This is a genomic window from Mycobacterium paragordonae, assembly GCF_003614435.1.
In the GTDB taxonomy this organism is placed as follows: domain Bacteria; phylum Actinomycetota; class Actinomycetes; order Mycobacteriales; family Mycobacteriaceae; genus Mycobacterium; species Mycobacterium paragordonae.
Window position 1 is genome coordinate 1,996,339 of sequence record NZ_CP025546.1, and the last position, 13,626, is coordinate 2,009,964.

General features: G+C 66.8%; 10 protein-coding genes. 7 read left to right on the forward strand and 3 right to left on the reverse strand.

Annotation, left to right across the window (positions count from 1 at the left end):
- Window positions 1–12: 12 nt before the first annotated feature.
- The 5 genes from C0J29_RS09375 to C0J29_RS09395 all read left to right on the forward strand — a co-directional run bounded on the left by C0J29_RS09375 (window position 13) and on the right by C0J29_RS09395 (window position 5,763).
- Entirely contained in the window at window positions 13–1,275 is a 1,263-nt protein-coding gene (locus tag C0J29_RS09375; protein WP_370530925.1) for an MCE family protein, read from the forward strand.
- Window positions 1,272–2,399 carry a virulence factor Mce family protein gene (locus C0J29_RS09380; protein ID WP_065043012.1) on the forward strand — a complete coding sequence of 376 codons (1,128 nt, stop codon included), beginning with the start codon at window positions 1,272–1,274 and terminating at the stop codon, window positions 2,397–2,399. Before C0J29_RS09375 ends, C0J29_RS09380 begins: the two co-directional genes overlap by 4 nt.
- Window position 2,400: 1 nt before the next feature.
- Window positions 2,401–3,831, forward strand: a complete 1,431-nt coding sequence (locus C0J29_RS09385) for an MCE family protein (protein WP_120792150.1) — start codon at window positions 2,401–2,403, stop codon at window positions 3,829–3,831.
- Between the two features lie 168 nt (window positions 3,832–3,999).
- Window positions 4,000–5,181 carry a PucR family transcriptional regulator gene (locus C0J29_RS09390; RefSeq protein WP_242460400.1) on the forward strand — a complete coding sequence of 394 codons (1,182 nt, stop codon included), beginning with the start codon at window positions 4,000–4,002 and terminating at the stop codon, window positions 5,179–5,181.
- 114 nt (window positions 5,182–5,295) lie between these two features.
- Window positions 5,296–5,763 (forward strand): 2,4'-dihydroxyacetophenone dioxygenase family protein, encoded by a 468-nt coding sequence (locus C0J29_RS09395; RefSeq protein WP_065043089.1) that lies wholly within the window; start codon window positions 5,296–5,298, stop codon window positions 5,761–5,763.
- On the opposite strand, the gene C0J29_RS09400 is transcribed toward C0J29_RS09395, so the two are convergent.
- A complete protein-coding gene (locus C0J29_RS09400) occupies window positions 5,747–8,002 on the reverse strand; it encodes a carbon starvation CstA family protein (protein WP_120792151.1) in 2,256 nt (751 codons plus the stop codon). The two genes, C0J29_RS09395 and C0J29_RS09400, sit on opposite strands and share 17 nt — an antisense overlap.
- A gap of 88 nt (window positions 8,003–8,090) precedes the next feature.
- Window positions 8,091–9,614 carry an ATP-dependent DNA ligase gene (locus C0J29_RS09405; RefSeq protein ID WP_120792152.1) on the reverse strand — a complete coding sequence of 508 codons (1,524 nt, stop codon included), beginning with the start codon at window positions 9,612–9,614 and terminating at the stop codon, window positions 8,091–8,093.
- Between the two features lie 111 nt (window positions 9,615–9,725).
- Between C0J29_RS09405 and C0J29_RS09410 the strand changes: the two genes are divergently transcribed.
- Together C0J29_RS09410 and C0J29_RS09415 are read left to right on the forward strand one after the other, a co-directional pair.
- On the forward strand, window positions 9,726–10,484 hold the full coding sequence (locus C0J29_RS09410) for an SDR family NAD(P)-dependent oxidoreductase (RefSeq protein WP_120792153.1): 759 nt from the start codon (window positions 9,726–9,728) through the stop codon (window positions 10,482–10,484).
- Window positions 10,485–10,562: 78 nt separating this feature from the next.
- Window positions 10,563–12,728 carry an acyl-CoA dehydrogenase family protein gene (locus C0J29_RS09415; protein ID WP_120792154.1) on the forward strand — a complete coding sequence of 722 codons (2,166 nt, stop codon included), beginning with the start codon at window positions 10,563–10,565 and terminating at the stop codon, window positions 12,726–12,728.
- Between the two features lie 83 nt (window positions 12,729–12,811).
- On the opposite strand, the gene C0J29_RS09420 is transcribed toward C0J29_RS09415, so the two are convergent.
- On the reverse strand, window positions 12,812–13,486 hold the full coding sequence (locus C0J29_RS09420; protein WP_120792155.1) for a winged helix-turn-helix transcriptional regulator: 675 nt from the start codon (window positions 13,484–13,486) through the stop codon (window positions 12,812–12,814).
- Between the last annotated feature and the right edge of the window lie 140 nt (window positions 13,487–13,626).

The window sequence follows — 13,626 nt, forward strand, 5'->3', positions numbered from 1 at the left end:
ATTCGAATCGGACTGGGTGCCGTGCTGGTGCTGACCCTCATCGGCGGAGTCGCGGCGGCCTGGCACGGGCTGGCGACGCCCGGCAAAACGAGAGTCGTCGCCTACTTTCAGAACAGCAACGGCATCTTCGCCGGTGACGAGGTGCGCATCCTGGGTGTGGCCGTCGGCAAGATCGACACCATCGAGCCGCAGCCGCAACGCGTCAAGATCACCTTCTTCTACGACTCGAAGTACCAGGTGCCCGCCGACGCGAAAGCGGTGATCCTGTCGCCGTCACTCGTCACGTCGCGTGCCATCCAACTGACACCGGCCTACACGGGCGGACCGCAATTGCATACCAATGCGGTGATCCCGCTGGAGCGCACCGCCGTTCCCGTGGAGTGGGACGACTTGCGCTCGGATCTGGAAAGACTCGCGCAACTGCTGCAGCCGACCCGGCCAGGCGATGTCAGCGCACTGGGGGCGGTGGTCAACACCGCCGCCAGTAACCTGCGGGGTCAGGGCGCGAGCATCCGCGACACCCTTGTCGAACTCTCCCAAGCGGTTTCAGCGATCGCGGACCACAGCAACGACCTCTTCAGCACGGTGCGCAATCTGTCGATCCTGGTTTCGGCGCTGCAGAGCAGCGCGGACCTGATGACACAACTCAACCAGAATCTCGCCGCGGTGACCGGACTGCTGGCCAACGACCCGAACGAGGTGGGCAACGCCGTAGCGGCCGTCGCCGAAGTGGCCCGCGACGTCACCGGGTTCGTGGCCGAGAATCGAGAAGCGCTGGGTACCTCGGCGGACAAGCTGGCGTCGGTTTCCCAGGTGCTCAACGGCAGTCTGGGCGATATCAAGCAGGCGCTGCACATCGCGCCGACCGAACTGCAGAACTTCATGAACATCTACCAGCCGGCGCAGGGCACGCTCAGCGGTGCGCCGGCGTTCAACAACTTCGCGAACCCCATCGCGTTTCTCTGCGGGGCCATACAGGCGGCGTCGAGGCTGGGCTATCAACAGTCGGCGAAGTTGTGTGTCCAGTATCTGGCGCCGATCATCAAGAACCGGCAGTACAACTTCCCGCCGCTGGGGGAGAACACGGTGGTCGGCGCCACCGCGCGCCCCAATGAGGTGACCTACAGCGAGGATTGGCTGCGGCCGGACTACGTACCGCCACAGCCGATTACGCCCTTGGGTGTTGGCCTTGCGCCGTTGCCGGCCGAAATTCACGCCACCGACCCCGCCGACGGACTACCGGGACTGCTGCTACCGGAAGGGGCTAGCCGATGATCCGCCGTGGGACCACAGCTCTGTTGCTGGCTCTAGTCATGCTGGGTCTGGGCGGTTGTGGATGGCGCGGCCTCAATTCATTACCGCTGCCGGGCAGTACCGGGAACGGTCCCGGCTCCTTCACGATCCACGTCCAACTGCCCGACGTGGGCACCCTCGAGCAGAACTCCCGTGTCCAGGTGGGCGACGTGACGGTAGGGAACGTCACCAGGATCGAACGGCAGGCGTGGCATGCACTGCTGACCATCAGGCTCAACGGTGACGTCGACCTGCCGGCCAATGCAACCGCGACGATCGGGCAGACCAGCCTGCTCGGCTCGTTGCATATCGAACTGGCCCCGCCGGCCGACGTCCCACCGCAGGGCAAGCTCAGGGAGGGATCGCTGATCGCCCTGGCGTCGGCCGGCAGTTACCCGTCGACGGAGCAGACCCTGGCGGCTATCTCGTTGCTGCTCAACGGCGGTGGTATCGGACAGATTCAGGACATCACCGAGTCGTTGAGCACGGCTCTGTCCGGGCGGGCCGATGACCTGCGCAGCCTGATCGAGCAGCTGGACCGGTTCACCGGCTCCGTGAATGATCAGACCGACGACATCCTGTCCGCGACCGAACGCCTTAACAATCTGGTCGGCCAGCTCGCCGACCAGCGGCCCGTGCTCGACCGCGCGCTCGCGACGGTGCCGAATGCGCTTGCGGCTCTTCGGCAAGAGCGCCAACAACTGGTCGATGCCCTGGATCAGATCGGCAAGTTCAGCGCCCTGGCGGCCGACTCCGTCAACCAGACCAAAGACGCTCTGGTCAAAGAGCTGAAGGAGCTGGGGCCGGTGCTGGAATCACTGGCCAACGCCGGCCCGGCTCTGACGCGCTCCCTGGGTCTGCTGCCCACCTACCCGTTCCCCAAGGACACGATCAGCAAGTGGGCCCGCGGCGACTACGCGAACCTGACCGCGATCATCGACCTGACCTTGAGCCGGCTGGACGCCTCCTTCCTCACCGGCACCCGCTTCGAGGGCAATCTGACCGAACTCGAATTGCAGTGGGGCCGAACGATCGGCCAGATGCCCAGTCCCGCCACCGCAGGCAATCCCCTTGTGGCTCCCTACCATTGGGACCAGGGGCCCTGACATGCCACCCTTGACGAGACGAATCCTGATCCAGCTGGCCATCTTCGGGATCGTCGCGGTGGTGGGTGGCACCGTGATGGCCCTGGGTTATATGCAGCTACCGGCCATGTTCGGGGTGGGACGCTACCAAGTCACCGTGCAGTTGCCGCAGGCCGCCGGCCTCTACGTCAGCGGGAACGTCACCTATCGCGGTACCGAGGTCGGCCGGGTCGAGAGCGTGCGCCTCACCGATACCGGTGTCGCGGCCGTGCTTTCGCTCAAATCGGGCGTCGACATCCCCTCTGATCTCGATGCTCAGGTGCACAGCCAATCGGCAGTCGGTGAGCAGTACGTGGCGTTGTTGCCGCGCCGGGATTCCCGCCCGCTGCGCAACGGCGACGTGATCACCAGAGACCGCGTGTCGGTGCCGCCGGACCTGGATACCCTGCTGGACTCGGTCAACCGGGGTATGGAAGCGATCCCGCGCGACAGCCTGAAAACCGTTGTGGACGAGTCTTTCACCGCCGTGGGTGGCCTGGGGCCGGAACTGTCCCGATTGGTGACGGGTACCAGCACGCTATCCAGCGACGCCCGCAAGAACCTGGGCCCGCTGCTCACCCTCATCGACCAATCCAAGCCGGTGCTCGACAGCCAGGCGGCGTCCCCGGACGCGGTAACGCAGTGGGCCGCTCACCTCGCCGACATCAGCTCGGGGCTGCAACGAAACGACGGCGCCCTGCGGGACGTGCTGCGCGACGCGGGTCCGGCGGCCGCCGAGGCGCGCCGGCTTTTGGACCGGCTGAACCCGACGCTGCCGATCCTGCTGTCCAACCTGATCGGCGTCGGCCAGGTCGCGCTGACCTATCACGCCGGGATCGAGCAGCTGCTGGTGCTGCTTCCCCAGGCGGTGGCGACCATTCAAGCCATCGGCGTCCCCAACCGAAACACCAAACAGGCCTACCGGGGAGCCTTCCTCAGTTTCAATCTGCGGCTCAACCTGCCGCCGCCGTGCACCACCGGGTACCTGCCGGCCCAGCAGCAGCGGGTGCCGTCCTGGGAAGACCACCCGGACCGACCGCCGGGCGACCTGTACTGCCGGGTGCCCCAGGACTCGCCGAATAACGTTCGCGGCGTTCGCAATACACCGTGCGTCGAACAGCCGGGCAAACGCGCTCCCACGGTCGCGATGTGCGAGAGCGACCAGAGTTACATACCGCTCAACGACGGCTACAACTGGAAAGGTGACCCGAACGCGACGCTGTCGGGGCAACCTGTCCCGCAGCTGTCGCCGCTTCCCGTTCCGCAGCTGCCGCCGCTACCCGTCCCGGCTGCCGAATACGATCCGGCCACCGGCAGTTACGTCGGCCCCGATGGACGCGTCTACACCCAGTCCGACCTTGCTCCCGCCGGCCCACGTACCTGGCAGTCGATGCTGCTGCCGCCCGGGAGTTGATCGCGGTGGTCACCCGCACCAGCCGAGCATTGTGACCGCGGCACAACCGGATTAGATTCTGCCCCTATGGAGCCTCAATGGCGGCCGCTCCGGGAGCCGGCCGCCGCCCGTGTGTGGCAAGAGGTCCTGCGGCCTATGTCTTCGCAACTGCGTTCGTGTGCAACCCAATTGGCTGCCGAGATAGTCGACTGGTATCAGTCGGAGGTTCCGGCGATCGTTCCCGACGCGCCGGCAGTGTCCGAGCAGGTCACCAGCGTCGAGGACAGCCTGCGCCAAGTGGCCCACTGCATCGACACGGGCGACGATCCGCGTCGGCTCGACATGACCCCGTCGACCGTCCTGATTGCCCGCTCCGGAGTGCAACGAGGCATTCCGCTCAACGACCTGTTTCGGTCCGTGCGTCTGGCGCACGAGAAAACGTGGCACTGGATGTTCAACCAGATAACCACGAGCGCATCGACTTCCGAACAATCGGCAGCACTTGAACTCGCGACCGACTACATGTTCGCCTACGCCGACCGGATCCTGGTTCAGGCGGAGCATCACTATGAAACCGAGCGGGAAGCGTGGCTCCGGGGCACAGCAGCCGCCCGGGCAGCGGCGGTCGATGACATCCTGGCCGGAACCGAGGCAGACCCGCAGCACGCGTCGAAACGAATGCGCTACGACCTCAACCGGCACCACCTCGGGGTGCACGCCTGGCTGGATGCTCCAATTGATGACCCGGAGGCGCAAACCGGGCTGACTGCGGCGCTCTGGCGGCTCGCTTCGGCGATGTCGGCGCAGAGCCCCATGGTCCTTCCCGCCGGTTCGATGGCAATCACGGCCTGGCTGAGCCGGTCGCAGGCGTTTACCGCATCCGAGCTGAAGCGCATGGTCGAGGAGCCCGAATCCCCGGTCGGGGTCTCGGTGGCGATCGGTGAGCCGGGATGGGGGATCGGTGGCTTCCGTCGCACCCATCTCGAGGCCTCGCATGCTCACCGGCTTGCCTCGTTGCTCGGCGAGCGCGCCCCGGCGGTGACCCGTTACCGCGACGTCGCCGTCGCCGCCCTTGCCAGCGCGGACGGCGAGCACGCCGTGGCATTCGTCAAGCGCGTCCTTGGTCCATTGGCCGCCGAAGACGAAGCGACATTCCGTGTTGCCGCCACTCTGGCGGTGTACCTCGAGGAAAGCCGGAGCCCGGGCAAGGCCGCGCAACGACTCACGGTGCATCCCAACACCGTCAGCTATCGCGTCCACCAGGCTGAACAACTTCTCGGTCGCCCGATCGACGCGAACACCTTGGAGATTTCGCTGGCACTGGCGTTGCTGCCGGCGCTGCGCGGGCTCAGCGGGCACCGCGGTTTGTGACGGCAACACAATTGCTCGGGTGAACTCTGTTGCCGTGCCCCGAGCGCACAGCCCGGCTGTTTCCTAACGTCTTCCGGCATCGGCTATGGTGCCGATCCGGACGAGGAGGAGAAGATGCAAGCGCTGCGGGAACTCGACGCCAATTACATGAGCGGGCCGGACAACCCATGGATACCGTTCACACCGCTCAGCGAGCAGATCTTCTTGAAGTACTGGAAAGTCGACCCGGTGCGGGCAGAGATGATCGTCTCGATGAAGATTCCGGCAGGGCTGGAACTCGGAACCCACTATCACACCGGAATCGTGGTGGCGCATACCGTTAGCGGAGCCTGGCGGTACAAGGAGAGCGACTGGGTCGCGCGGGCCGGCGACACCCTCTACGAGGTTGCCGGCTCCTCGCACGCCCCCGAAAGCTTTGAAGACAGCGAGATCTTCTTCGTCATGGTCGGCGAGTTGCTGTTCCTCGATTCCGACAACCGGATCCTGTGGCAGGAGAACCACAAGAGCAGCCTCGAGCGCTACCTGAACTACTGTGCCGAGAATGGCTTACCGGCAAGGGATCTGACTAGCTGGGGCGCGTAGCGGAAACTTGATTCCATTGACGCTGGACATCACGTTCGGCCGCGGTGGGAATCAATCCGGCGGGGGCGAAGCGACGGGAGTTCATCTGATCGTCTTCGCTCAATGGTGTGCCAGAGCCCCGAATCACTCGGTATGACACCAGGATTGCGGAGGTGACGACCACCAGGACCACCGTGGCGAAGACGATCGACAGCGTTCCTTGCACGAAGGCGTTGCGGACCACGTCGTCGAGCTGACGGGCGTTGACGGCCGAACCGAAGGACGTTTTGCCGGCGTCGCGGGCCGCCGAGTACTGAAAGTACTGCGTCCAGTAACCGAGCTTGGGGTCTCCGGAGAAGATCTTCTGCCATGACGCGGTGAGCGTGACGGACAGATCCCACAACAGTGGGACCCCGGGGATCCAGGCCCATTTCAGGTGGCCCTTCTTGATGACGATCACCGTGATGATGGTCAGTGAGATGCCCGCAAGCAGTTGGTTGGCGATTCCGAACAACGGATACAGCGAGTTGATGCCGCCCAGCGGGTCGGTCACCCCGAGCAGCAGCGTGCTGCCCCAGGCGGCGACGACCGCCAGACTCGACAGCCAGGCGCCCGGCCGCCAGCTGGGATTGCGGAACTTGCGCATCGGGGCGCCCAAGTTGCCGAGCGCGTCGGACACCATGAAACGCGCGACCCTGGTGCCGGCGTCGACCGTGGTCAGGATGAACAGTGCCTCGAACATGATCGCGAAGTGGTACCAGAAGGCTTTGAGGCCGGCGCCCCCGAACACCCGGTGCAGAATTTCCGACATACCGAACGCCAGCGTCGGGGCACCACCGGTGCGCGAGACGATCGTCTTCTCGCCGACGTCGGCAGCGGCCTGGCTGACCTGGTCCGCGGTCACCGGCGGTCCCGCCAGGCCCAGTCCGTTGACATACCGCGCTGCGGCGGCCGCGGTGTCGTGAGTCTGCGGCGACGGTGCGTTGATCGCAAAGTACAAGTGCTGGTCGAGGATTGACGCGGTGAGCAGGGCGATGACGGCGACGAACGACTCGGTGAGCATGCCTCCGTAGCCGACCAGCCGCATCTGCCCTTCCTTCTCCAGCAACTTCGGCGTCGTGCCGGAGCAGACCAGCGCGTGGAAACCTGACAGGGCACCGCACGCGATGGTGATGAACAGAAACGGGAACAATGAGCCGGCGAACACCGGGCCGTCGCCGCTGATGGCGAACCGCGACACCGCGGGCGCTTCCAGGGCCGGCCGCGCGACACACACGCCTATCGCCAGCAGCGCGATCGTGCCGACTTTCATGAACGTTGAGAGATAGTCGCGCGGCGCCAGCAGCAGCCATACCGGCAGCACCGAGGCCGCGAGGCCGTAGATGATGAGAAGCCAGGCCAGCGTGACCGGCGAGAGCGTGAACCAGCTTGCGCCCCAGGATGTTCGGGCGACCCAGTCGCCGGAGATCACCGCAAGCAGGAGCAGCGCCACCCCGATCGCCGACACCTCCGAGATTCTCCCGGGACGCCAGAACCGCAGGTAGCAACCCATGAAGAGGGCGATCGGGATGGTCATGGCGATCGAGAAGACACCCCACGGACTTTGCGCGAGCGCACGAACGACGACCAGCGCGAGCACGGCGATGATGATCGTGATGATCACCGGGATGCCCAGCAGGGCTGCCGTTCCGGCGGCGCCGCCGAGCTCGTCGCGAACCATCTGACCCAGCGAACGGCCACGTCTGCGGGTGGAGATCCATAAGGTCAGGTAGTCCTGCACGCAACCGCCGAGTACCGCGCCCACCACAATCCAGATGCTGCTGGGCAGGTAACCCATCTGGGTGGCCAGCACCGGCCCGACGAGCGGGCCCGCGCCGGCGATCGCGGCGAAGTGGTGACCGAACACCACTCGGCGATCGGTGGGCACGTAGTCGGTGCCGTCCTCCAGGATTTCGGCCGGGGTGGCGAGGTCGTCGCGGGGCTGCACGATCTTGGCTTCGATGAACCGTGCGTAGAAACGGAAGGCGATCACGTAGGTGCAGACCGCGGCGACCACCACCCACACGGCGTTGACCGTCTCGCCGCGAACGAACGCGATGATCGCCCAGGCGGCGGCACCGGTCGCCGCGATTACACCGAAGAGGATCTTGTGCCTGAGCGTGATCGGGGAGCGGTCGATGATGGCGACGGGTGGCAGGTCGGGCTCGGTGCGGATGTAGCTGACGTCGCTGTCCACCCGGGCTCCCTTCCAGCGGCCGATAGCGAGTGTGAATCTACCGACGCCGCCGCGGTGTGTCGCATCGTGCGATGCACAGTCGGCGCGGGCCCGGCGCCCGCCCGGCGCGGGGTCAGTACATGGCGCGCACGGCGTCGATGGTGTCGGCCTCGGCGGGGCTCTTGTCGTCGCGGTAGCGCACCACCCGCGCGAACCGCAGCGCCACGCCGCCGGGGTAGCGGCTCGAGCCCTGCACCCCGTCCAGGGCGATCTCCACCACCTGTTCGGGCCGGACCTGCACGACGTAGCCGTCGGTGCCGTCGGTCGCGAGCTCGGTGAACCGCTGGGTCTGCCACTCCAGCATGGAGTCGGTCATGCCCTTGAAGGTTTTACCCACCATGACGAACCGGCCGGACTCCGGATCGCGTGCGCCGAGATGGATGTTGGACAGCTTGCCGCGGCGGCGCCCCGAACCCCACTCCACGGCCAGCACCACCAAATCCAGGGTGTGCACCTGCTTGATCTTCAACCAGCCCGCCCCGCGTCGGCCGGCCTGATACGGCGCGTCCGGCGCCTTGGCCATCACGCCCTCGTGACCAGCGGCCAGCGTCGCGTCCAGAAAGGCGGCCGCGGCGTTCGCGTCGGAAGTGACCAGCCGATCCACCCGATGCTGCGTCGGCACCAGCTCGTCCAGGGCGGCGAGCCGCTCGCTGGTCGGCGCGTCGAGCAGATCGGCGCCGTCCCGGTGCAGGATGTCGAAGAAGAACACCGACAGCGGCTGCTTGTCGCGCGCGGCGGCGACGTCCACCGATCGGCCGAAGCGGGACGCGGTGACCTGGAAGCGGTGCGGACGGTTGTCGGGACGCAGCGCGATCGCCTCGCCATCGGCGATCAGGTCCGTCACGGGCAGGGCCAGCGTGGCCTCTACCACCTCGGGCAGCCGTGCGGTGACGTCGTCGAGGCTGCGGGTGTAGACGGTGACGTCGTCGCCGCGGCGGTGGATCTGCACTCGCGCGCCATCCAGCTTCGCTTCGAAAATCGTTGTGCCGTCGTGGCGTTCGAGCGCACCTGCGACATCGGTCGCGGTCTGCGCCAGCATCGGCCCGACCGGCCGTCCGACCTGCAGCGTGAAAGCGTCCAGCGATCCGCCGGTCAGAGCCGCCGCCGCAACGGCCGGCAGTTCCCCGCCCAGCATCGCCGCCCGTTGCACCACGGCGGCAGGAAGCCCGGCGGCCTTGGCCACCGCGTCGGTCATGATGCCGATCAGCGCGCCCTGCCGCAGTTCGCCGCCGAGTAGGCGGACCAGGAAGGTCTGCTCGGTTTCGGTCGCCGCGGCGAACAGCCCGGTGAGCAGCGCGGCGCGGCGCGCCTGGGAACCCTTGCCCGCGACGGCCCCGATCTCGGTGAAGGTTGCGTCCACCCGGCCCACGGTCAGCGTGGGATCCGGCGCGGGCGGAGGCAGCGATCGCAGCGCGGCCCAGCCGACGCCGATCTGGCGCTGCCGAAGCTCACCGGAAAGCCAGGACACGACGGTCGCGACCAGTTCGGGATCGGTGGCGGCACCGCGCAGCAGGTCGGCGATGTGGGCGACCTTGGTCAGCCGCGACGAGGTGGCGCCCACATTAAGCGAAGTGCTTGCTATGTCGACAAGGAGCACGTTTCGAGCTTGGCATGGCTCGGTGACACGGCGTCGGACCGGACGCGCTACCGTGACGGGTTAACGTTACAAATCTTAGTCAAAGTGACAACCCAGATATTGGAGGTTCGGGTGGAGATCAGCGGGAAGAAGGTCGTCGTGATCGGCGGCGCCTCGGGGATGGGACGGGCCAGCGCCGAACTTCTGCACCAGCGTGGCGCCCAGGTCGCGGTGCTCGACCGGGAGAGTTCGGACGGCAAATCGGTCGCCGACAATATCGACGGCAAGTTCTATCCGGTCGACGTCACCGACTTCGCCGGCACCGAGCAGGCGCTGCAGGCCGCGGTCGACGACCTCGGTGGATTGCACGTCACGGTGACCACCGCCGGTGGCGGCATCGCCAAGCGGACCATGACCAAGTCCGGGCCGCACGACCTGGAGTCCTTCCAGTCCGTCATCGACCTGAACCTGATCGCCACCTTCAACATCAGCCGGCTGGCCGCCGCGCACATGGCCAAGAACGACCCCGAGGACGACGAGCGTGGGGTCATCATCAACACCGCGTCGATCGCGGCATTCGAGGGCCAGATCGGACAGGTCGCATACACCGCCGCCAAGGCCGGCATCGCGGGCATGTGCCTGACCATGGCGCGCGACCTTGGCTCGCTGGGGATCCGGGTGTTGGCGATCGCACCGAGCCTGTTCGCCACCGGCCTGACCCAGGGCATCCCGGACGAGTTCGCCGCGGCCCTGACGAAGGACGCGGCCTTCCCGAAGCGGCTCGGCCGGCCCGAAGAGTACGCCAAGCTGGTCGCGGCCATCGTGGACAACCCGATGCTCAACGGCCAATGCCTGCGGCTGGACGCGGGGCAGCGGTTCGCGCCCAAGTAGCACCCCGGCCGGGGCCGGTCCTCGCGGCGCATTGAGTACACTCTTTAGAGAATCAGCAGCGCCGCGAGGAGGACCCGCATGGGTATCGCACTGACCGACGACCATCGCGAACTCGCCGAGGTAGCGCGTGGGTTCCTGACTTCGCAGAAGGCGCGGGCGGCGGCTCGGTCGCTGCTCGACGCGCCGGAGGAGGCGCGGCCCGGATTCTGGCAGGGCATCGTCGAACTGGGCTGGCTCGGTTTGCACATCGGCGAAGAGCACGGCGGATCCGGTTATGGACTGCCCGAACTGGTGGTGGTGATCGAGGAACTCGGGCGTGCGGTGGCGCCGGGGCCGTTCGTGCCGACAGTGATCGCCTCGGCGGTGATCGCCCATGACGGCAGCGCCGATCAGCAGGCGCGGTTGTTGCCGGGGCTGATCGACGGAACCGTTACCGCGGGCGTCGGTTTGGTTGGCGGCCTGCGGGTTTCCGACGGCGTGGCCGACGGTGAGGCCGGGGTGGTGCTCGGGGCCGGACTGGCCGACCTGCTGGTGCTCGCGGCCGGTGACGATGTGCTGGTGCTGGACCGCGGCCGGTCCGGCATCACCGTGGAGGTGCCGGAGAACCTCGATCCGACGCGCCGCTCCGGACGCGTTCGGCTGGACAACGTGAAGGTGACCGACGACGACATCCTGTCCGGTGCCGCGGCCGCGGCGCTGGCCCGGGCGCGTACGTTGCTGGCCGCGGAGGCCGTCGGCGGCGCGACCGACTGCGTCGAGTCGGCGGTCGAATATGCCAAGGTGCGCAAGCAGTTCGGTCGCACCATCGCGACTTTCCAAGCGGTGAAACATCATTGCGCGAATATGCTGGTGTCCGCCGAATCGGCGCTGGCCGCGGTGTGGGACGCCGCGCGGGCGGCGTCGGAGGATGAGGAACAGTTCCGGCTGGTGTCGGCGGTGGCCGCCACGCTGGCGTTCCCGGCGTACGCGCGCAATGCGGAGCTCAATATCCAGGTGCACGGCGGCATCGGGTTCACCTGGGAGCACGACGCGCATCTGCATCTGCGGCGCGCTCTGGTGTCGTCCGCCCTGCTCGGCGGTGACGGGCCGGCCCGCGATGTCTTCGATCTCACCGCGGCCGGCGTCGTGCGGGAGAACAGCCTGGATCTCCCGCCGGAAGCCGAGGAACTGCGCACCCAGATCCGGGCTGACGCGGCCGAACTCGCCGCGCTAGAGAAGAAGGCGCAGCGCGACAAACTGATCGAGACGGGCTACGTGATGCCGCACTGGCCCAAGCCGTGGGGCCGGGCCGCTGACGCGGTGGAGCAACTCGTCACCGAGGAGGAGTTCCGCGCGGCAGGCGTCAAACGTCCCGACTACGGGATCACGGGCTGGGTGATCCTCACCCTGATTCAGCACGGAACCGATTGGCAGATCGAAAGATTCGTCGAGAAAGCGCTGCGCAAAGACGAGATCTGGTGCCAGCTGTTCTCCGAACCGGAGGCCGGCTCGGACGCGGCGTCGGTCAAGACCCGTGCCACCCGGGTGGACGGCGGATGGAAGATCAACGGGCAGAAGGTCTGGACCAGCGGCGCGCAGTACTGCGCGCGTGGCCTGGCCACCGTGCGCACCGACCCGGAGGCGCCCAAGCACGCCGGCATCACCACCGTCATCGTGGATATGAAAGCCCCGGAGGTCGAGGTGCGTCCGCTGCGCCAGATCACCGGTGGCGCGGAGTTCAACGAGGTGTTCTTCAACGACCTCTTCGTGCCCGACGAGGACGTGGTCGGGGCGCCCAATTCCGGGTGGACGGTGGCGCGCGCCACTCTCGGCAACGAACGGGTCAGTATCGGGGGCAGTGGCTCCTTCTACGAAGGCCTGGCGGGCGAACTGGTGAAGCAGGCCCAACGGCGTTCAGATCACTTGGCGGGGGCGGTGATTCGGGTCGGAACCTATCTGGCCGAGGAGAATGCGTTGCGGCTGCTGAACCTGCGCCGCGCGGCCCGCAGCGTGGAGGGCGCGGGTCCGGGGCCGGAAGGCAACGTCACCAAGCTGAAGTTGGCCGACCACATGATCGAGGGCGCCGCCATTTCGACGGCGCTGGCCGGTCCGGAGACGGCCCTGCTCGACGGACCCGCCGCGATGGCCGGGCGGATGGTGATGGGCGCGCGCGGCATGGCGATTGCCGGGGGTACCTCAGAGGTGACCCGCAATCAGATCGCCGAGCGGATCCTCGGCATGCCGCGTGACCCGCTGATCAACTAACGGGCTGTCCCCCTGTTGGCGAGCAGACGCGAAATCGCATCAAAATCCCAGATTTTGTGCGATTTCGCGTCTGCTCGCGGGTATCAGGCGGGGCGCGGGACGGCCGCCAGCCGCGATTGGCCCAGCCAGGCGGGCACCTCCCGACGGGCGTCCGCACCGCCGTGAATGGCCAACGCGCCGTTGAGCATTGCCCGCGACCAGGAGAGATCGCCGCGCCACAGCTGAGTCAGGGTCAGCAGGCTGGTTTCGACCGTGGCGGCGGCTTCGTAGCCGGGGTCGAAGTCGCAGACATCGGCTTCCCCTTCGGACACCACCAACCACCAACGGGCGGCCTTGGGATCCACTCCGGACAACGTGAAAGCCAGGACCGTGCGGGCCCGCGGCCAGACGTCGACGGAGATCGTCCGGCGGATATCCCACATCAACAGGTGTGGATCCAGGTCGTCGTCACCGAGTTCGGGGATCCAGCGCACACCCCACTGCCCCAGGGCATCCACCACCGTGGCCAGTTCCTGACCGCATGTGGTCAGTGAGTAGGAGGTTCGGCCGTCGGTGTCGGTGCGTTCGACCACACCCGCCCGGGTCAGCGATTTGAGTCGCTTGGACAGCAGCGCCGGCGACATCTTGGGAACCCCACGCCGCAGGTCATTGAAATGGGCACTGCCTTTGAGTAATTCGCGTACGACAAGCAGCGTCCAGCGTTCGTCGAGTAGCTCCATCGCCTTGGCGACAGGGCAGAACTGGCTGTAGGTGGACATCGAGAACCCTCCTTGTGTGTCCAGTAGACGCCGCGCGGAGCCGATTGACTAGTACAGATTCTGTACCGCCGGTGGTTCAGATCTGACACTGGAACCAGTTCACCCGACAGTCCGACCATGGAGGCAACCAAACGATCGGC